Origin of the sequence: Thermodesulfobacterium commune DSM 2178 (assembly GCF_000734015.1) — a bacterium.
In the GTDB taxonomy this organism is placed as follows: Bacteria; Desulfobacterota; Thermodesulfobacteria; order Thermodesulfobacteriales; family Thermodesulfobacteriaceae; genus Thermodesulfobacterium; species Thermodesulfobacterium commune.
Map to the genome: position 1 here is coordinate 1,097,312 of NZ_CP008796.1, position 18,483 is coordinate 1,115,794.

22 protein-coding genes and 1 tRNA gene are annotated in these 18,483 nt (G+C 37.5%); 11 read left to right on the top strand and 12 right to left on the bottom strand.

The genetic code is table 11. From position 1 onward, the window contains the following. The first annotated feature begins 17 nt into the window (after positions 1–17). Together HL41_RS05565 and HL41_RS05570 are read left to right on the top strand one after the other, a co-directional pair. A complete protein-coding gene (locus HL41_RS05565) occupies positions 18–404 on the top strand; it encodes a secondary thiamine-phosphate synthase enzyme YjbQ (RefSeq protein ID WP_038060288.1) in 387 nt (128 codons plus the stop codon). 4 nt (positions 405–408) lie between these two features. Further along, a complete protein-coding gene (locus HL41_RS05570) occupies positions 409–1,296 on the top strand; it encodes a tetratricopeptide repeat protein (protein ID WP_038060215.1) in 888 nt (295 codons plus the stop codon). A 36-nt stretch (positions 1,297–1,332) separates the two neighbouring features. On the opposite strand, the gene HL41_RS05575 is transcribed toward HL41_RS05570, so the two are convergent. Then, a complete protein-coding gene (locus HL41_RS05575) occupies positions 1,333–2,973 on the bottom strand; it encodes a 2-isopropylmalate synthase (RefSeq protein WP_038060212.1) in 1,641 nt (546 codons plus the stop codon). A 188-nt stretch (positions 2,974–3,161) separates the two neighbouring features. Between HL41_RS05575 and HL41_RS05580 the strand changes: the two genes are divergently transcribed. Genes HL41_RS05580 through HL41_RS05590 form a run of 3 tightly spaced genes read left to right on the top strand, consistent with a single transcriptional unit; the run spans position 3,162 to position 5,958 of the window. After that, positions 3,162–4,103 (top strand): YbgA family protein, encoded by a 942-nt coding sequence (locus HL41_RS05580; RefSeq protein ID WP_038060210.1) that lies wholly within the window; start codon positions 3,162–3,164, stop codon positions 4,101–4,103. Between the two features lie 46 nt (positions 4,104–4,149). Further along, on the top strand, positions 4,150–4,626 hold the full coding sequence (locus HL41_RS09070; RefSeq protein ID WP_081856487.1) for a rhodanese-like domain-containing protein: 477 nt from the start codon (positions 4,150–4,152) through the stop codon (positions 4,624–4,626). Positions 4,627–4,629: 3 nt separating this feature from the next. Then, complete coding sequence (locus HL41_RS05590) at positions 4,630–5,958, top strand: B12-binding domain-containing radical SAM protein (protein WP_038060208.1); 1,329 nt, start codon at positions 4,630–4,632, stop codon at positions 5,956–5,958. Here HL41_RS05590 and HL41_RS05595 read toward each other — a convergent pair. Beyond that, a complete protein-coding gene (locus HL41_RS05595) occupies positions 5,955–6,794 on the bottom strand; it encodes a 50S ribosomal protein L11 methyltransferase (protein ID WP_051754527.1) in 840 nt (279 codons plus the stop codon). The two genes, HL41_RS05590 and HL41_RS05595, sit on opposite strands and share 4 nt — an antisense overlap. A 115-nt stretch (positions 6,795–6,909) precedes the next feature. Between HL41_RS05595 and HL41_RS05600 the strand changes: the two genes are divergently transcribed. After that, complete coding sequence (locus HL41_RS05600) at positions 6,910–8,112, top strand: MFS transporter (RefSeq protein WP_038060206.1); 1,203 nt, start codon at positions 6,910–6,912, stop codon at positions 8,110–8,112. Here the strand turns inward: HL41_RS05600 and HL41_RS05605 are convergent. From HL41_RS05605 to HL41_RS05640, 8 genes are all read right to left on the bottom strand, one after another. Next, complete coding sequence (locus HL41_RS05605; protein ID WP_038060204.1) at positions 8,109–8,384, bottom strand: hypothetical protein; 276 nt, start codon at positions 8,382–8,384, stop codon at positions 8,109–8,111. The genes HL41_RS05600 and HL41_RS05605 overlap by 4 nt on opposite strands. Positions 8,385–8,543: 159 nt before the next feature. Next, the gene (locus HL41_RS05610) at positions 8,544–9,857 is read right to left on the bottom strand and encodes a cytochrome c3 family protein (RefSeq protein ID WP_038060201.1); all 1,314 of its coding nucleotides are present in this window, start codon (positions 9,855–9,857) and stop codon (positions 8,544–8,546) included. Next, positions 9,814–10,674 (bottom strand): cytochrome b N-terminal domain-containing protein, encoded by an 861-nt coding sequence (locus HL41_RS05615; RefSeq protein WP_038060199.1) that lies wholly within the window; start codon positions 10,672–10,674, stop codon positions 9,814–9,816. Before HL41_RS05615 ends, HL41_RS05610 begins: the two co-directional genes overlap by 44 nt. Next, positions 10,661–11,056, bottom strand: a complete 396-nt coding sequence (locus HL41_RS05620; RefSeq protein WP_038060197.1) for a QcrA and Rieske domain-containing protein — start codon at positions 11,054–11,056, stop codon at positions 10,661–10,663. Before HL41_RS05620 ends, HL41_RS05615 begins: the two co-directional genes overlap by 14 nt. Positions 11,057–11,058: 2 nt before the next feature. Further along, on the bottom strand, positions 11,059–11,622 hold the full coding sequence (locus tag HL41_RS05625; protein WP_038060195.1) for a hydrolase: 564 nt from the start codon (positions 11,620–11,622) through the stop codon (positions 11,059–11,061). A 17-nt stretch (positions 11,623–11,639) separates the two neighbouring features. Continuing rightward, positions 11,640–12,263 carry a Holliday junction branch migration protein RuvA gene (gene ruvA / locus HL41_RS05630; protein ID WP_051754528.1) on the bottom strand — a complete coding sequence of 208 codons (624 nt, stop codon included), beginning with the start codon at positions 12,261–12,263 and terminating at the stop codon, positions 11,640–11,642. A 2-nt stretch (positions 12,264–12,265) separates the two neighbouring features. Then, entirely contained in the window at positions 12,266–12,766 is a 501-nt protein-coding gene (locus HL41_RS05635; RefSeq protein ID WP_038060193.1) for a crossover junction endodeoxyribonuclease RuvC, read from the bottom strand. Next, positions 12,763–13,512 carry a YebC/PmpR family DNA-binding transcriptional regulator gene (locus HL41_RS05640; protein WP_038060191.1) on the bottom strand — a complete coding sequence of 250 codons (750 nt, stop codon included), beginning with the start codon at positions 13,510–13,512 and terminating at the stop codon, positions 12,763–12,765. Before HL41_RS05640 ends, HL41_RS05635 begins: the two co-directional genes overlap by 4 nt. A gap of 88 nt (positions 13,513–13,600) precedes the next feature. On the opposite strand from HL41_RS05640, the gene HL41_RS05645 reads away from it, so the two are divergent. The 5 genes from HL41_RS05645 (at position 13,601) to ribD (ending at position 17,026) form a co-directional block, all read left to right on the top strand. Beyond that, positions 13,601–13,685 (top strand) — tRNA-Leu (locus HL41_RS05645). Positions 13,686–14,332: 647 nt separating this feature from the next. Next, positions 14,333–14,812 (top strand): flavin reductase family protein, encoded by a 480-nt coding sequence (locus HL41_RS05650; RefSeq protein ID WP_051754529.1) that lies wholly within the window; start codon positions 14,333–14,335, stop codon positions 14,810–14,812. Between the two features lie 3 nt (positions 14,813–14,815). Further along, positions 14,816–15,424 carry a tetratricopeptide repeat protein gene (locus HL41_RS05655; RefSeq protein WP_038060190.1) on the top strand — a complete coding sequence of 203 codons (609 nt, stop codon included), beginning with the start codon at positions 14,816–14,818 and terminating at the stop codon, positions 15,422–15,424. A gap of 3 nt (positions 15,425–15,427) precedes the next feature. Next, positions 15,428–15,889 carry a DnaJ family domain-containing protein gene (locus HL41_RS05660; protein WP_081856489.1) on the top strand — a complete coding sequence of 154 codons (462 nt, stop codon included), beginning with the start codon at positions 15,428–15,430 and terminating at the stop codon, positions 15,887–15,889. A 3-nt stretch (positions 15,890–15,892) separates the two neighbouring features. After that, on the top strand, positions 15,893–17,026 hold the full coding sequence (ribD, locus tag HL41_RS05665; protein WP_051754530.1) for a bifunctional diaminohydroxyphosphoribosylaminopyrimidine deaminase/5-amino-6-(5-phosphoribosylamino)uracil reductase RibD: 1,134 nt from the start codon (positions 15,893–15,895) through the stop codon (positions 17,024–17,026). Here the strand turns inward: ribD and coaE are convergent. After that, entirely contained in the window at positions 17,004–17,564 is a 561-nt protein-coding gene (gene coaE, locus HL41_RS05670; protein ID WP_038060187.1) for a dephospho-CoA kinase, read from the bottom strand. The two genes, ribD and coaE, sit on opposite strands and share 23 nt — an antisense overlap. Then, a complete protein-coding gene (locus HL41_RS05675; protein WP_200870693.1) occupies positions 17,561–18,478 on the bottom strand; it encodes an RluA family pseudouridine synthase in 918 nt (305 codons plus the stop codon). The genes coaE and HL41_RS05675 overlap by 4 nt, the downstream gene beginning before the upstream one ends. Between the last annotated feature and the right edge of the window lie 5 nt (positions 18,479–18,483).

Genomic DNA, 18,483 nt, shown 5'->3' on the forward strand with positions numbered 1-18,483 from the left:
GGTATATAGAAAATAACATGGAAGTTATCACGGTTAAAACTCACAAAAAGGTTGAATTGATTGACATAACTGAAGAAGTCTTAAAAAGGCTCCCTCCTAAGGATGGGATTTGTGTGCTTTATGTCCCTCACACCACAGCAGGTATTATCATTAACGAAGGGGCTGACCCAGCTGTTAAAGAAGACCTGATCATGGCTTTCGAAAGGATAGCACCAGAAACCCTTCCTTATAAACATCTGGAAGGAAACTCACCAGGACATGTGAAATCTTCGATAACAGGACCTTCTTTAACTCTTATCGTAGAAAAAGGAAAGCCCATTTTAGGTACCTGGCAAAGGATTTTTTTTGCAGAATATGATGGACCAAGGACAAGAAAGATATTTTTAAAATTTTTAGAGGGTTAAGTCTATGAAAAAACATTTAGTCTGGTTAGGGTTAGGTGTTGTTTTTACTTTGGTTTTAGGAGGATGTAGAGCAAGTTCTCAATATTTTGAGCAAAAAATCTCTTCTCATAAAGAAATCGCTCAGACCTTTATCCAAGAAAAACGTTATACCGAGGCTTTAAAGGAACTTGAACTAGCAGAAAAATCAAGCCAGTGTGATATCTGTGAAATAAGAAGAATTTTACAACTTTTAGAAAACGCCACCACTCCAGGAACGATAGAAGATCTTAAAAAAGCCTTGCAAAACGAAAGAGAAAAATGTGACCCAGAGGTTTATAATCTTTTAGGCTTAGCCTACATAGGGAAAAAAGACTACGAAAAGGCCAGACAGGCCTTTAAAGATGCTATCAGCATTAAACCTGATTATTCAGAGGCCTATAACAATCTTGGTTCTTTGATGATTTTACAACAAAACTATCATAAAGCCATAGAATATCTGGAAAAGGCGATTCAGAATCCTTACTATACCAATGCTTACATGGCTAAAACCAATTTAGGATGGGCTTATTTTCTCTTAGACCAAAAGGAAAAAGCTAAAAGCATTTTGATCGAAGCATTTAGAGAAAACCCAAGATATCCCAAGGCTGTAATCTATCTTGGTTATGTATATCTTAACGAAAACGACCTTACCTCAGCCAAGTTCTATTTTAAAAAGGCCTTAGAAATAGACAAATATTCCAGTGAAGCACGCTTTTATTTAGGAGAAATAGCCTTTAGAGAAGGCGACTTTAAACTTGCTAAAGAGTTATGGAATTCGATTGTTTTACTTGAACCGAATTCTGAATGGGCTAACAAAGCTTCTGAAAGGTTGTATTTATTAGAAAGAAAATATCTTGGAAAACCAAACCCTTAGCCTCAAAGCTAAGTTTTGAGGCTAAGGGCTAAAAACTTAATTTGCTAAGGTTAATACCTGGCTTTTCAGTTCTTTTTCTTTTGTTTTTAAAACCTCTAACCGGTTTAAAGCCTTTAAGAAAGCCTTAATACTTGCTATAACGATGTCTCCGTCTTTACCAAGCCCTGCGGTTCTTAACCCTGTTTCGTCTTCTATGATCACACTACAGACTCCCTCAGAAGAGGTTCCACCTGTAAGGGCACTGATGTTAAAATCTACGAGTTTGAGATGTTTTTTATCCTTCTCTTCTCCATTAAAGCTATACCCTAAGGCTTGAGCTACTGCTTTATAGGCTGCATCTATAGGCCCTATCCCTAAACCTACAGCTACTTTATTTCCTGAAAGATTATCTCTTATCTCTACTTGAGCAACCGGCTTAAGTGAGCCACTCAACACACTTATCACCTGAGAGGAAACCAACTCATAACGATACTCTTTGTCACAAAAGAGATCAAGAAGAATTCCTTCTAAATGTTCTTCGTCTATCTTTCTTAAAACATCCTTTATTTCTTCTCTAAACTTTTCAAAAACTTTAGTTAAAACGGTATCATCAAACTGCCAGCCTCTGCTTTTTAGTTTGAAAGACAGGGCATGTCTTCCTGAGTGTTTACCGAGAACGATAGCAGAACCGGTCCAACCTACCTCTTCTGGCTTGATAATCTCATAGGTCGTGCGCTCACAGATAACACCGTGTTGATGGATACCAGATTCATGAGCAAAGGCATTGGCTCCAACTATAGCCTTATTTGGCTGGACTAACATTCCGGTATATTTGGAAACAAGCTGGCTGGTAGGCACTATTTTTTCAGTCGCAATGTTTACCTCTAAAGGATACCCTAAGGACCTTTCAAAGAAGTCTTTTCTAATTTTTAAAGCCATTATAACTTCTTCCAAAGCGGCGTTTCCTGCCCTTTCTCCAATACCGTTTATCGTGCCTTCTATTTGGGTAGCACCGGCCAAGATGGCAGAAAGGGAATTAGAAACAGCAAGCCCAAGGTCGTTATGACAATGAACGGAAAGTCTTAAACGCCCAGATTTCAAGTCTTCTTCGTATCCAGCCGCTATCAATTTTTCTACCAAAAATTTAAACAGGTTATAATATTCCTGAGGTACTGTATAACCCACGGTATCAGGAATGTTGATGGTGGTAGCTCCTGCTTTCACCACCTCTATCACCACTTGAGCCAAATATTCCCAATCACTTCTGGTTGCGTCTTCAGCAGAAAATTCAACGTTAGGGCACAAGGAACAGGCATATTTTACAGCTTCCCTGGCAATTTCTAACACCTGAGACCTGTCTTTTTTCAATTTATACTTTAAATGGATGTCAGAAGTAGCTATAAAGGTATGAATTCGCGGAGACACAGCATGCTTGATAGCCTCCCAAGCTACCTCTATGTCTTTTTGATTAGCCCTGGCCAAAGCTGCAACAGTACATCTTTTTATCTCCTTAGCCACGTTTTTTACTGCCTCAAAATCCCCGGGAGATGTTATTGGAAACCCTGCCTCTATTACGTCTATACCTAACTCTTCCAAAGCCTTGGCTATCTCTATCTTTTGTTTTAAGTCCAATGATACCCCAGGAGACTGCTCTCCATCTCTAAGGGTGGTATCGAAAAACACTATTTTGGGATTCAAGGTAACCCTCCTTAATAAGATTTTTTAAGTAAAAATTTTATCTTAATTTTTGGTTTTGCCAACGTGTTCTCAAAAAATAAGGTTTTAACTTCGTAAACCTCAGATATTCTAATTTTTATCAAAACTTTTCATTTAGGTAAATAAGTTTTATAATATCTTCTATATAATTAGGGATGAGCCCTTTAAAAATGTGGACCAATTATCCCAAACCAAGACTAGTCATAAGCGCCTGCCTTTTAGGAGAAAACACGAGATATGACGGAAATCCCATTGTATTCCCTTTAATCCAAAAACTCTCCAAGTTCTGTGAGTTTGTAAAGGTTTGCCCAGAAGTAGACATAGGTCTTCCTGTACCACGAGATAGGATTATTGTCTACAGAAAAGAAGAAAAACTTGGGGTCTTTCAACCGGCTAAAAAAAGAGATTTGACAGAAGAAATGTTAAACTTTTCTAAAAAATTTCTTGAGAACCTTAAAGATATAGACGGCTTTTTGTTAAAGAGTCGTTCTCCTTCGTGCGGAGTTTCTGGAACACGCTGGTATAAGGATAGGGAAGGCACCTTTCCTATCGGTAGAGGAAAGGGTCTTTTTGCGATAGAGGCAGAAAAAATGTTTCCTGAAATTCCTGTCGAAGACGACGGAAGGCTTCATGACCCTTTTATCAGAGAAAACTTTCTCACTAAAATTTTTAGCTTAGCAGACTTAAGAGAGTTTTCAACTACAGCTGAATCTTTAAAAGACCTTATAGTCTTTCATCAAAGATATAAGTATCTTTTAATGAGCTATTCACCAGAAGGACTTAAAAAATTAGGTCAACTGGTAGCCAGTGGAAATAAATTTCCTTTTAATCAAACCTTACAAAAATACAAAACCCTTTTTAAAAAAGTCTTATCTCAACCTCCTACAAAAGGAAAAGTTACAAACGTATTTCTTCACGTGTTTGGCCATTTTTCTTCTAAACTAACACCTGGTGAAAAAAAACACTTTCTATGGTTGATAGAACGCTACAAAAAAGGAAAAGTTTCCAAAAACACCCTTCTTGAAATTCTTAGAGCCTGGACATTTAGGTTTGAAGACCATTACCTCAAAAACCAGGTATTTTTAAACCCCTACCCTCTTGAATTAGAATAATTTGTGTTTTATAATTTTTAAAAGAAATAATAAAATGGAGGAGCCTATGAAAGGGATTTTGCAAAAATTTGCGATAGGTTTGTTGGTTTTTCTTGGATACTTAGGGCATGGTTGGGGTTATGATGTAGAGCTTGCTAAAAAGTTTGATAGTTTTTTCTCTAAACTTACTCCAGAGGTAATAGCTAAGAAACCCTGTATGATAAGTGTAAAAAATCTGTTTGAGATGATTGAAAAAAAAGAACCTTTTGTGGTTTTGGACATAAGAACTCCTCAAGAAAAAAAATTTGTTAGCATTTCCCTTCCTAACACGATAGACATACCGATGCATGAACTTTTTAAAGAGGAAAACCTTAAAAAACTTCCCAAGGATAAATTAATAGTGGTAGTTTGTCACACTGGAGCCAGAGCGATTGCTGCCAGTTTGCCTCTTAACATGCTTGGGTATAAAACTGTAGTCCTTGATGGCGGTATTTCTGAGCTTGCCAAAGCAGCCGGAAGAAGTGTAGTAGGTATTCACTGGTAAAAGTTGGAAGTAGATTTTTTATTTATTAATCCTTGGATATATGACTTTTCTGCCTATGATTTCTGGCTTAAACCTTATGGGTTACTGTATATAGGGGGTAAGTTAAGAAAGTTAGGATATAAAATTTATTATCTAGACCTGCTTGACCCCTTTGCAGAAGAACTACCTAAACTTCCTAAGAGAAGGGACTTTGGCACAGGACATTTTTACAAACAGCCTGTGCCAAAGCCTTATTTTTTTCAAGACGTTCCAAGAAGATTTTATCGCTATGGACTTCCTTTCGAAACCTTTAAACATAAAGTATCTCGTCTTAAATTTAAAGCAGTCTTTATTACCACCACCCTTACCTACTGGTATCCTGGGCTTTTTTGTCTGATAGATTTTTTTGCTAAAAATTATCCTCAAACCCCGATTTACATAGGAGGAATCTACGCCAAACTCTGTAAAGACCACCTCCTACATTTTTTATCACACTATCCAGACACAAAAACTGTTGTGGTTACCCAAGAAGAGGAAGAATTCCTCGCCGAGGTCCAAAAAGAGTTCCTTCCTTCTGGCCCAGCTTTTATTCATGACTATCCTGTGTTTGACCTGCAAACCCGAATACCTTATGTAATCATAATGAGCAGTATAGGGTGCCCGTTTAACTGCCCTTACTGTGCCTCTAAAAGGCTTTATCCTTACTATAAAGAAAGATCTCCTGAAGGGCTTTGGGAGGAAGTAATTTTTTGGCACAAAACCTACGGAGTTAAGGATTTTGCTTTTTATGACGATGCCTTACTTTTTAATTTTGAAAAAAAATTAAGACCCTTTTTAGAAAAGGTTATCGATTCCAAACTTAACATAAGGTTTCATACCCCTAATGCAGTGCATGCAAGGTTTATAGATAAAGAAGTCGCCTTACTTTTAAAACAGGCAGGATTTAAAACCATAAGACTTGGGCTTGAAAGGGTAGAAAATCGGTTTGACCATAAAGTTACTCTTGAAGAATTTATAGAGGCAGTCTCTTACCTTAAACAGGCAGGATTTACTGCTAAAGAATTAGGGGCCTATGTTCTTTATGGAATTCCTGAAGAAAACTTTAGAGAAGTAGAAAAAGCCCTATTTTTCCTTGAAAAAATAGGAGTAAGCCCTTATTTAGCAGAGTTTTCACCTATCCCAGGGACTCCTTTCTTTGAAATGGCTAAAACTTACTCCCGCTATCCCATAGAAGATGACCCTATCTTCCATAACAACTCGGTGTTTCCTGCCTTAAAAAACCCTGTTTGGGAAGATATCGAAAGGATAAAAAATTTAGCAAGAACCATAAGACATAGGCTATCAACAGTTTAAAACTCTATCCACAGAAAGGCCCACTCTTTTAAAAACTTTTTTTCTACCAACCGATAACCTAAGGCTTCATATATTCTTACCATCTCCTCTGCATCTTCAGTTAAGATGCCTGTTAAAAATATATTTGTTTTTCCTTCCTCTGATATTTCAACCATCTTTTGAGAAAGATTTTTAAGCTCTCTATAACCTATGTTAGCAAGTATCAGATCAAATTTTTCGGCAGGGACTTCCTTACTTATAATAATCCTTCCTTCTACCTGGTTTAACTGAAGATTTTCTAAACAGGCTTTTAGAGCTTCTTCATCTATGTCTACTGCCCAGATTTTGGCTTTAGGTAAAAGCTTAGCACAGGCTATGGCTAAGATACCTGTCCCACAGCCAAGGTCAAGCACCTTATAAGGACTGTTTTGTCCCTTAGTCAAGGCAAAATGTTCTATGTATTCAAGCATCATCTGGGTGGTAGGATGATGCCCTGTCCCAAAGGCCTGCCCTGGTTCTATTAAAATCACCACCTCACCCTGTGTGCTAAAACCTTCTTCCCAGGGAGGAATAACCCAAAGATGCTTTCCTACTTTTAAAGGCTTAAAGTTTGCTTTCCAAAGTTCAGCCCAGTTCTTTTCTTCAAAAACTTTATATTCTAACTCCACAAAAGGGTATTTAGCCAGGGCCTTTTCAATTTCTTCTAACTCTGGACTATCCTCTTTAAGGTAAAACCTAAAAACCACCCTGTCTCCCTGATAGGCTGTTTCCCAACCTTGAGAAAGCAACTGATAAAGCACTTCTTCTATTTCTTCCTCTTTTTCTTTAGGAACTTTTACGTTTATTTCATATAGCATTTAAATGAACCTCCTAATTGTTTTTCGATCATATTTTAAAGCATTTTTGGATTTTACCCAAATAAAAATCAATCCCGTGCCAATCTTCAAAATTGGTTGTAAAATAGGTTTCCATATGCGTAAACTCTCAAAAGAAACTCAAAAACTTTTTTATTTATCTCTCATCTATTTTTTTTCAGGCCTTCCTTTTGGTTTTTTCTATACCTTTATTCCTGTATTTTTAAGGACAGAAGGAATAAGTTTAGTACACATCGGACTTTTTTCCTTAGCCAGTTTGCCCTGGAGCCTAAGACTTCTATGGGCTCCTTTGATAGACCGGTATTTTAATAAAACTTTTTGGATGGGCATATCTTTAATAAGCATCGGAATAGTTATCTTATCGTTAGCCTTTATTCCTCCTCAAGGGATCACCTTTTTCATCTTGCTTATCCTGCTTTGTTTTTTTTCCTCGGTGTTTGATGCCGCTGCCGATGGTTTTGTGGTAGAGTGGATCCCTTCTGCTACCTTAGGAAAAGCTAATGGTTTGAGGATTGCTGCCTATCGTTTAGCCTTGATTACTTTTGGAGGTGGGTTAGTGGCAGTAAGCCATTACTTGGGTTTTAAATCGATATTTTATCTAATTTTTCTGGTAAGTTTATCCATAGGGCTATTTTTATTACTCAACCCTTTCCTTAAACACAACCTACCTAAAAAAACCTATTCTCTAAAAGACCAGTTTATTCTACCCATTGTTGAGATACTAAAGAGGAAAGGGGTTTTCACCCTTCTTTTGTTTGTCTTTACTTACAAAATAGGGGATTCTTTGCTTGGGGCGATGGTTTATCCCTTTTGGGTGGACAGAGGTTTTTCTCGGTTAGAAATAGGGTTAGTTGCAGGCTCTATCGGAAGCCTTCTTACCATCCTTGGGTCCCTTTTAGGAGGATATCTTTCCAGCAGATGGACGGCCAAAAAATCCTTGCTAACATTAGGCTTATTTCAAGCCTTTTCCAACTTAGGTTATACCTTTGCCTCTATTTCAGCCCTTCCCAAAGAGACCGTTTATTTAGCCTCTGTAATCGAAAGCTTTACCGGAGGCCTTGGCACAGCAGCCTTTGTTACCTTTCTTACCAAACTCTGCCAGAAAGAGTTTTCTTCAACCCAGTATGCGGTTTTTTCTACTCTGTTTAGCCTTTCTTTAACCTTATCAAGAAGCTTATCAGGGGTTTTAACCACCTATTTAGGGTATACCTTATTTTTTGGTCTAACCTTTCTGGTTTCTCTCCCTGTTTTTCTTCTGATACCTAAGGTTACACAACATCTAAACTCGGAAGGCTCTTAGAAATTAATTTGAAATTTTTTAGCATAAGGACAAACCCTTTTAGGAGGCCATTTTTTAAAAATCTTATCCTTTTCAGAATGGCAGTTTAGACAAAAACCTACCTTTAAAATTTTTACCAGTTCCTCCTGAGTAAAAGGACGAAGATTTGGCCGAGAAAAATTGACCAGCTTAGTTCCGTTAAGATTAACCATTTGAGAAAGACAAACCCTTGGGGATTTTATAAAAGTTTTTTCTAAGTTTACTACCTCTATTGAATTTTTGGTTTTTACCACTTTTCCATATCCTAACCCTAAGGTTTTTGTGTTCTGATGACAGCTTTTACAGGAGCGTCCTTGTTTCCCTGTGCTATGAGGGTTAAGTTTAGCAAAGGTAAGACTTGTTATTTCTTTTTTTACCTCTCCTGTCTCTGAGAGGATGGTGATAAAATCCTGTCAGCCTGGGGTAACGGTAACCACTCTTTGATTATCTTCCACCGCTAAAGTAGGAAGTGCAAGTCTTCTATAAGATTCATGCTCTATCCAAAGCCCCTTCGTTTCCTTAGCAAGTATTTTGTCAAGATGGGTGTCTCTTGGGTCATATTTGATATGACAGCCGTAACAATCAGGCATATGTTTGGCATGGCAGCTTACACAGGTTAATCGTTTATGATAAGAAAGACTACAAGCTTTAACTGGTTTTTTGATTAAAACCCTTTTTTCAGAACCTTTACTTTCTAAATAAGCTTGCTTACCTTTTTTATAAAAATTTTTGAGTTTTCTTCCTTTTTTAGTAGTACCATCTCCTCCATGACAGGTTTGGCACTCAATTTCTAAAGCCTCATGTAAACTGTAATAAAAATTTCCATCTCCCATCACTTCTTCTTTAGTATGGCAGTCTATGCAAGATAACCCTTTTTGGAAATGAATATCAGGAGAAACCCGATCTAACCATCTTCCGTCAACCCAAACTTCATCCCCTATCCCACCTTGCTCATTTTCATAAAGTCCTTGATAGGTGAATCCTATCCTCCCACTTCGGTTATGGCACCTTACACAGTTTTCCATCGGAGGATATCTAACCAGTTTAGGATGAACTTTTCGAGAAGAATTGGGGGTCTCATCTTTCTCTTTTACCGAATGACAGGCGGTACATCCCCCTCCTTTTTCTTTCAAAAAATAGGGAAGTTTTCCCTTTTCTAACCAAAGATGACAACTACCACAAAGTTTTCGATAATAGTCTAAACCTAAACTGTTTTTGGTTTTATGATAAACCTCTTGATGATAAAGTTGAGATACACTCAACTTAGGATATAAAGATAAAACCTCTTTTTCTTCAAAAACTTCAACCACTCTTTTTATCATTCCATGGTTGGTAGCCATAAGAGAATTTTTTACCTTCGATATCTCCGTAAGATGACATCCTGGTTGTCCACAGGTAAGATTAACATATCTCAGATCTCCAGGGTTTTTTACTATGTTTTTATGGGCCTCTTTAAAATCTAAAGTATAAGGATTTCCTAAATGACAGGAAGAACAACCAACGACCTTTTTGTCGTGCACCTTTTCAGGAACTACCTCCTGATGACAAGTAATACATAACTCTACTTCACCTGAGGTTAACTTAGCAACCTCCCGTCTATCTTTTTTAGCTTCAGAATAGAACAAACAGAGTAAGATAACTAATCCTAATAAAATCCAAAATGACTTAGTCTTAGCTAAACGTTTAAGTGTGGGCATCTCTGTAGATGATAAGACTAAAAATAACATAAACTAACAACCACCATATTAAAGCCCCAACTATCCAGAGGCTAAACTTTCTTGCAGGCTTAAAACCTAAAAGAACAAGCCAAACAACCGCTAAAAAAAGTAAAAAAAGCACTCCCAAAGGGGGTAAAAACTTTAAAAGTCCCTGAGCTCCCCAAAAAAACCATGGACCAGTAACTATCGTTTTCCCTTTCTCTGACTCAAGAGGAACATAAAAGATGAGAGGCAAAATCAGGTTTAGGTAAAGATAAGGGGCATATTTAAGGCTTAAAACCCGTTTAATCGAGGCATGCCAAACAAAAAGCCCTATGGCTAATAAAAAAGAACCATAAATATGGGCTAAATAAACTCTATAAAGACCTCCTTTAGAGATTGGGAACAAAAGGTCTCTTAAGACTTCTCCTACATAAGGTATGCTTAAACAAAGATTTTCAGCTATGGTTCCTGCAAGCTTCCCTACCTCATCAAACCTTATCACATAACCGGTAAAGGTAATAAAAATAAGGACGATAAAGCTTAACACCAAAAACAACCAGGCAACAAAATTCTTTTTATGATGCCATCCTTTGTAAAGGCTATCTATCAGATGGAAAAAAGTTGAGATTAAAGCAAGTTGAGAAGAAAAGTAGTGAAGACTTCTAAAAAACCTGCCAAAAGGCACCGATGACTCTAACCGAATCACACTGTAGAGAGGTTCGGTATAAAAGTAATGATAACTAACCACCATCCCAGATAAAATAGAGATTATAAGGCTTATCAAACAGAGATTGGCTATAAACAGGTTGATTTTTGAAGAGGTAGAAAAGCTAAAAAACCTCAACCTCTAAACCCTGAGAATTAAGTCTGTAGTTGTATGTAGTAAGGTCTTTTTTAGCAGGTCCAGAGAGAAACTTTCCTGAAAGATTAAATTTACTTTGATGACAGGGACAGACGATCAGAGCCTCTTCAGGAGAATAGTTAAGCAAACAGCCTAAATGAGGACACTTCCTGGAAAAAACCTTAAAATTAGAGCCTGTTTTCATCACAATAAAGTTTTCTTTAAATAGTATATCTTTAGCTTTTTCTATCTCCTCAAAAAGAACGATAACCTTTTTAGGTGGGGGAGAAGATAAACTAGTTAGGTTTTTAAAAGCTCCATAGGTTAAAAAACCCAAAACACCCAAAGAAAAAAGCCTTAAAAAGTTTCGTCTCTTTTTATCCATTTTTATTTAAAATAAACCGATAATTTTTTAAACTCTTCGGTTCCTGCTTTTTGTAAAAGTTGAAAAGTGATGGTTTCGGTATCACCAGGCAAAGCCCCTGCAAGTATGCTAAGCTGAAGGCCTGTCTTCCAGTTTTCCTCTTTACGACTACATACAGCATCCTTAGGTAAAAACACAAAATATCCTTTCGAAAGAAGGCTTAAGGCAGTTTGATAGATACAAATGTGAGTTTCCATCCCTGTCAGAATTACTTTATTACGTCCATAGGACCTTAAAGTAGCTAAAAATTTCTCTTCGGCACAACAATCAAAGGTTATCTTCTCAATAGGATGATATTCGGGAAGGACCTTTTTTAAGTCCTCTATGGTTTGTCCTAACCCTTTAGGATATTGTTCGGTAAGGATAACAGGTATTCCTAAGACTTTAGCCACCTCAACCAAGATGATTATGTTTTTTATTATCTTAGAAACTATCTTTTCTTCCATCGCTCTCACCAATTTTTCCTGTACATCTACCACAATCAGAATTGCCTCTTCGGACTTGATAAAATACCTTTCCCAGTCCATCTTAACCCCCTGTAATTTTAGTCAAACCTTTCTTCTTTAACACTTGGTGCAAGTTCCTTTAAAGCCCTTTTTATCAATTCATCTAAGGTAACCCCTTCTTCAAAAACGTTATACAAAACAGAATCTATCTCTTTAGAACTAAATCCTAAGGATAAAAGACAGCTTTTAGCCTCTTCAAGGACCATTTCTTTTTCTGGAGGTAAGGTTATCCCTTTGAGGCTGGGTTTTAAAAATAAGTTCTTTAGTTCTAAAAACAGTTTTTCTGCCCTTTTGGGGCCTATACCTGGAACTTTTGCAAGCTCCTTCCAACGTGCTTCGAGGATTACTTGTCTCAGCTCTTCAGGAGAAAAGACAGAAAGTACGTTTAACGCAAGTTTAGGACCAACCTTAGAAAGGGTGTTCAGTTTTATAAAAAGCTCTCTGGTTTCTTTGTCTAAAAATCCATAAAGCTCTAAAAATTCGTTTTTTCTTATAAAACTAACCAAATACATGGTTATCGGTTTATCAATAAACTTAGTTTTAAGCGGCTCTACCAAGTTTAAAGGCACAAAAACTTCTATGGATAAAACCTGTAAAATTTCTATGATTGCTTTATTAGGGGGATTTACAGTTTTTAGAACCCCTGAGACTGCAAAAAACAAAATTAACCTCCTAGTTCAAAACCAAGTAAAAGAGCCACTGCTAAGGCATCCACCTTATGAGAGTCTAACCCATCTTCCTCAAAATCTTCTACAAAAGATAAAACCCCGTGTTTACTCAACCACTGAATTTGAGAAACCATATCCTGTTTTTCAGCATTTCCATTTTGGGTCAAAAACTTTTTTATTTCCTTAGGAGTAAAAGTTTTAAACCTAAGATTATAAAGCCCACAGAGAAGCAACACCAAAGCCTGAGCCTGAGAAAGCTTTAGGGTAGCATTTCCAACCCCTCGGGTATAAACCTCTTCTAACGCCAAATAATCTGGGGAAAATTTATTTATGATATTTTTAAGGCTCTCAAAGATCAAAGCCAGCTTTTGAGGAAGGGATAAGGTTGGAGGGGGGCTGATGGTCCCCCAGGTTAACACCTTAAATCTTTGCTGAGATTTTTCCACACAGGCATAACCTAAATGATTGAGCCCAGGGTCTATCCCCAAAATTTTCATCTATTAAGTTTTTCCATGATATTTTCAGGGATATCAAAGTTAGCATATACCTGCTGGACGTCGTCGTTATCATCCAGTGCTTCGATAAGTTTTAAGAGGGTGTTTGCGGTTTGTTCATCTGAGATAGGAACAAGAGTTTTTGGTACCAAAGTAAGCTTGGCAGAAAGGATTTCAATCCCAGCCTCTTCTAAGGCCTTCTTAACCTCTTCAAACTGAGAAGGTTCTGTGATGATTTCGACCTCACTTTCATACTCTTTGGTATCCTCTGCCCCTTTTTCTATAGCTATCTCTAAAGCCTTCTCTTCATCCTTTTTAGGTACAACGATCAATCCTTTGTGTTCAAAGATCCAAGAAACTGCCCCTGGCTCTGCCAAATTACCCCCATGTTTACTAAAAATATGTCTTACCTCAGAAACAGTTCTTCTCCTATTATCGGTGATAGCATGGACCAAGATGGCAACCCCACCAGGACCATACCCTTCAAACACCGCCTCTTCATAATTAGTCCCTTCTTCTTGCCCTAAGGCTTTTTTTATGGCCCTTTCGATGTTTTCTTTGGGCATGTTAGCTGCTCTTGCCGCCTGGATAGCTGCCCTTAACCTTGGATTTAAATCAGGGTCTCCACTTCCACCCGTCCTTACAGCAACCACGATTTCTCTTATCAGTTTAGTAAATATTTGACCTCTTTTAGCATCTTGAGCCGCTTTTTTTCTTTTTATTTGTGCCCAATGGGAATGTCCAGCCATAATACCACCCCTTTAAAATTTTTTATAAGTATAATAGGTCTTGCCAAAAATTCAAACTCTATTAAAATAGGTTTTTAATAAATTTTCCGCCGGGGTGGCGGAATTGGCAGACGCGGTGGACTCAAAATCCACTGGGGTTCACCCCCGTGCGGGTTCGACTCCCGCCCCCGGCATTTCCGGCTTTAAACCTCTGTATAAAACTCATACACAGCAATCTCAAAAGATTGAAATTTAAAGACCTCTCCATCAAATCCTGTTCCCTTTTGAATAAGGTATGGTAAGTCATACCCGTATTTCCAGGTAACTAAAGATCCATTTTTGGGTCCTGAGGATTACCAATAATATTCGGGATCACCTATTATTTTTACCGTTCCGTCTGGCATCTTAAAAGCCACCTGCTTGCTCTCTGATAAGCCTGGTTGGGTAGGTTAAGCAACTGCCCTCCCTCGAGTGACACAACGATTAAGAGGACAGTCAGGTGAAAACAAAACATCTCTACAAGAATAATAATCATCTTAGGTCTTCTCTAAACCGATCGACTACCCCCTCAGTTACAGGTTCTTCCGTCAATCAAAACTATCGCCTCAACCCTTTCCTCTGACCTTTCTTCGTTAAAAACCAACCAACTACTTTTAAATCTATAACACCATCCAGATTTCTGTACCTCTTTTTCTTAAAATCCTTAACCATAAAACCTTCCTTTTAAAAGTTTATTTAAATAAATCAATACTATATTCTAAATCGAAACTGCATTTTCCTTTTTCTAATTTTATAGTAAAATTGATTATACAAGCTTTACATTTCATCAAGGAGGGAAACGATGGGGCTTCAAAAAATAATAACTCAATATCTTCCACAAGGCGTTTTTATCGTTACCTCTAAGGCTAACGATAAGATAAACGGAATGACAGCAGCTTGGGTGTCTCAAGTATCTTTCAGACCAAGACTTATAGCCGTCTCGATTGCTCCTCAAAGGTATACCTATGAACTTATTAAAGAATCTGGATTTTTTTGCCTCAACGTCTTAGGTAAAGGGCAACAGGACCTTGCTAAACACTTTGGGTTTAAAAGCGGAAAAAACTATAATAAGTTCGAAAACATACCTTATACCTTTTCGTTAAACGGGATGCCTGTGTTAAAAGACGCAATAGCTTACTTTGAGTGCGGGGTCTACGGAGAATGTAAGGCAGGAGACCACATCATAGTAATCGGAGAGGTTGGAGATTATCAGATCTTAAAAGAAGGGCAAGAGCCTCTTATTTTTAACTGGGATGATTATTTTGGTGGACTTGAGGGATAGAGTATGAACTTAGGAGACAAACTTTTATACTATACAGAACGATTGCAACATTTTTTTGACCGCTATCTAAGGCTTATCTTAGCTTGTGTGGTAATTCTTATAGGTATAGGAATTTTATGGAGTGGGGTTAAATACTATTTTGCTAAAAAAGAAAAAGAAGCTGCTCTTGAACTTTTAAAAGCTGTAAGCAGCCCTAACTTGATACCTTCATTAGAAGAGGTAACCAAAAAACATAAAAACACCTCAGCTGGATTAATATCTGCTATAATCCTCTCAGACTATTACTATCAACAGAAGAATTTTAACAAAACCCAAGAACTTTTACTTATTTTAGAGAAAAAATATCCTGAAAAAATCAAAGGACTTGTTTGGTATTATCAAGCTAAAATAGCCGAATCTCAAGGTAAATGGGACCAAGCCTTCGAACTTTATCAAAAAATCGACCAGAAATATCCTGACCTTCAAAATCTAATATTATTAGACTTAGGTCGGGCGGCTGAAAAAATCGGTAAAACCCAGATAGCTAAAGAGTGTTATCAAAAGGCTCTAAATCAAACTCAAGATGAGGTTTTAAAAGGCATTGCCGAAACCAAAATAAAAAACCTAAACTAAACCATGAGCCTTCTTATTTTTAAAAAGTTGGCCGAAGAAAAAATAAGAGAAGCCATGGAAAACGGAGAGTTTGACCATCTTGAGCTTAAAGGGAAACCCCTTAAACTTGAAGAAAATCCTTTTGTTCCTGAAGACCTAAGGGTAGTCTATAAAATACTTCAAAACGCAGGGTTTCTACCTAAGGAAGTAGAACTCCGAAAAGAGATCTCTAAATTAGAAGAACTTTTAGAGGAAGACTTGCAAGATGCTTATTCAAAGGTTAAGAAACTTTCAACTCTTCTTTTTCATCTAAACCAAATAAGAAAAGGCCCTATAAACATTCCTGACGAATATTTTTGCAAAGTAGCTGAAAAAATCAAGCTGGCTAAAGAACGTAGTAAGGAACCTACAGAAAAAAAAGAAATCGATTGGATGAAACTTCAAACCTTTCTATACATTTCTTCTTTAAAGCCAAGAAAAAAATAAACGATGAAAAAGTTGTCTGACGAATTTTTCATGAAACTTGCTATCAAAGAGGCGGAAAAAGGGTTAGGCTACACTTCTCCTAATCCAGTGGTAGGGGCGGTCCTGGTAGATCCTGTTACTCACACAGTAATCTCCAAAGGTTATCATAAGCACTACGGAGGACCTCATGCAGAAGTAGTAGCCATAGAAAAAGCAAGGGGGAGAACCCAAGGGGCTATCCTTTATGTTACCTTAGAGCCTTGCAACCATCATGGGAAAACCCCTCCGTGCACCGAAAAAATTTTAGCAAGTGGTATCCAAAAGGTGGTCTGTGGAATAAGGGACCCAAACCCTGTAGCTAAAGGAGGCCTTGAGTTTCTTGCTTCAAAAGGAATAGAAGTCAAAGCCGGGGTATTAGAAAGGGAAGTAAAAATTTTAACCCGTTTTTTTCTTAGCAGAATCCTAAGAAAAAGACCCTGGATTTTACTAAAAGTTGCGGCAAGCTTAGACGGCAAAATTGCTACTTCTACCGGTGATTCAAAATGGATAACCGGGGAAAAAGCAAGAGCATACGCCCATAAGCTAAGAGGAATGTTTGATGCCATCCTGGTTGGGAAAAACACGGTAGTTAAAGACAACCCCCTTCTTACCTGCAGGTTAAAAAAAGGAAAAAACCCTATAAGGATTATTCTTGATACCAATCTAAGTCTTAGCTTGGATTATAAGGTCTTTCAAACCTTAGATGAAGCTCAAACGATTATAGTCTGCCAGGAAAAGGTGCCCCAAGAAAAAGAAAAAGCCTTTCAAAACGCAGGGGTTCTCGTTTGGAAACTTCCGTTAAAAAATAGCAAAATAGACCTGAACTTTTTGATGGAAAAATGTTTAGAACATGGTATCAACTCAATAATGGTTGAAGGAGGCGCCAGAGTCCATGGGAGTTTTTTAGAAGAAGGTTTGGTAGATGAGGTCTGTTACATGATCGGCCCTGTGATTATTGGAGATAAAAAAGGAATTTCTGCGATAGAGAGAGATCCAATACCAACTCTTAAAGAGGCTGTACGCCTTCATGACCTAAATGTTAAAAAATTAGGAGACTCTTATATGTTTCATGGGTACACAGAGCAAGGGATTAGTCTTATCGAAACTCCTTTAAAATAGTCTTAATTTCTTCTTTAAGAACCTCTAAGGGTTTTTCTGAAGAAAAAAGCCTATGTGCCCTTTTGGCTTTTTCTTCTAAGGGGAATTGTAAGCTTGCCAGTTTTAAAACCAACTCAGGAAAGGTTGACCTTGTCTTAATCCTTTCTTGCTGGGTTTTTGAGGAACAAACAACCACCCAAACCTCATCAAACATCTCCTCCCATCCACATTCAAACAAAAGAGGGACCTCAACAAAAACCACCTTTTCTCCTTTTTGCCTACAGGTTTCAAAAAATCTTTTTAATTCAGCCTTGACCGCTGGATGCAAAACCTCTTCTAAAGACTTTTTTGCCTTTTCATCTGATATGATTTTTTCTAAAATCTTTTTTTTATCCAAAGTCCCAAACAACTGGTAAATTTTTTCTCTAATCTCAGGTTGCTCATAAAGTTTTTTTACTACCTCATCACAAGAAAAAACAGGACAGCTTAATTCCCGTAAAAGGTTCAATAAGGTGGTCTTACCTGTAGCAACTCCTCCAGTAATGGCTATTTTTTTCATTTTTTAACCAGGCTTAAATAAACTTGAAAATCTTCAGGGATAGGGGCTTCAAATTCCATCTCTATGTTTGAGATAGGGTGGAAAAATTTTAACCGAAAGGCATGAAGCATCAACCTTGGTGGTTTAGGAACATCAGGTTTTAACCCTCCATAGATAGGGTCTCCCAGGATTGGGTGCCCTAAAAAAGAAAAATGAACCCTTAGTTGATGGGTTCTTCCGGTAACAGGTTTGGCAACAACTAGACATGCTTTGTTAAGATACTCTTTTACCTCATATAAAGTAACAGCAAGCCTTCCTTCTTTCAGAACTGCCATCTTTTTTCTGTGGGTAGGATGGCGTCCGATAAAGGTTTCTATTTTACCTTGCTGGGGTTTAAGATGTTTGTAGAGAATAGCTAAATAGTTTTTCTCTATCAATCTTTGTTTAAAAGCCTCTACCAGCAACTTATGAGACATGTCATTTTTGGCAACCAGCATAAGACCTGAGGTATCCTTGTCTAAACGGTGTACTATCCCAGGACGTATTTTCCCTCCGATGGCTGAGAGATTTTTAAGTCTTTTTAATAAGCCATGGACCAAAGTATCGTCCAAATGCCCTGGGGCAGGATGAACGACAATCCCGGCAGGTTTGTTGATAATAGCTATATGTTCATCCTCGTAAATTATGTCAAAAGGAACATCCTTAGGATTAAGCTCTAAAGGTTTAGACTTAGGGATTTTAACCTGAATAAAGTCTTGTATTTTGATTTTATAACTTGGTTTTACTGGTCTACCGTTTACCAAAACCAAGGATGTTTCGATCAACTCTTGGACTCTACTTCGACTTAAGTCTGAAATTTTTTCTTTCAAAAAAACATCTAACCTCTTTCCTCCATCATGTTCTTCTACCTTAAATTCTAACACTTTTTCTTCCATAGCCA

Coding starts and splice junctions, on each gene's coding strand:
- HL41_RS05640 (WP_038060191.1), bottom strand. CDS start 13,512: ATGGCTGGACATTCCCATTGGGCACAAATAAAAAGAAAAAAAGCGGCT.
- HL41_RS05675 (WP_200870693.1), bottom strand. CDS start 18,478: ATGGAAGAAAAAGTGTTAGAATTTAAGGTAGAAGAACATGATGGAGGA.
- HL41_RS05625 (WP_038060195.1), bottom strand. CDS start 11,622: ATGGACTGGGAAAGGTATTTTATCAAGTCCGAAGAGGCAATTCTGATT.
- HL41_RS05610 (WP_038060201.1), bottom strand. CDS start 9,857: ATGTTATTTTTAGTCTTATCATCTACAGAGATGCCCACACTTAAACGT.
- HL41_RS05580 (WP_038060210.1), top strand. CDS start 3,162: ATGTGGACCAATTATCCCAAACCAAGACTAGTCATAAGCGCCTGCCTT.
- HL41_RS05660 (WP_081856489.1), top strand. CDS start 15,428: ATGAGCCTTCTTATTTTTAAAAAGTTGGCCGAAGAAAAAATAAGAGAA.
- HL41_RS05565 (WP_038060288.1), top strand. CDS start 18: ATGGAAGTTATCACGGTTAAAACTCACAAAAAGGTTGAATTGATTGAC.
- HL41_RS05650 (WP_051754529.1), top strand. CDS start 14,333: ATGGGGCTTCAAAAAATAATAACTCAATATCTTCCACAAGGCGTTTTT.
- HL41_RS05620 (WP_038060197.1), bottom strand. CDS start 11,056: ATGGATAAAAAGAGACGAAACTTTTTAAGGCTTTTTTCTTTGGGTGTT.
- HL41_RS05595 (WP_051754527.1), bottom strand. CDS start 6,794: ATGCTATATGAAATAAACGTAAAAGTTCCTAAAGAAAAAGAGGAAGAA.
- ribD (WP_051754530.1), top strand. CDS start 15,893: ATGAAAAAGTTGTCTGACGAATTTTTCATGAAACTTGCTATCAAAGAG.
- HL41_RS05635 (WP_038060193.1), bottom strand. CDS start 12,766: ATGAAAATTTTGGGGATAGACCCTGGGCTCAATCATTTAGGTTATGCC.
- HL41_RS05570 (WP_038060215.1), top strand. CDS start 409: ATGAAAAAACATTTAGTCTGGTTAGGGTTAGGTGTTGTTTTTACTTTG.
- HL41_RS09070 (WP_081856487.1), top strand. CDS start 4,150: ATGAAAGGGATTTTGCAAAAATTTGCGATAGGTTTGTTGGTTTTTCTT.
- HL41_RS05600 (WP_038060206.1), top strand. CDS start 6,910: ATGCGTAAACTCTCAAAAGAAACTCAAAAACTTTTTTATTTATCTCTC.
- coaE (WP_038060187.1), bottom strand. CDS start 17,564: ATGAAAAAAATAGCCATTACTGGAGGAGTTGCTACAGGTAAGACCACC.
- HL41_RS05655 (WP_038060190.1), top strand. CDS start 14,816: ATGAACTTAGGAGACAAACTTTTATACTATACAGAACGATTGCAACAT.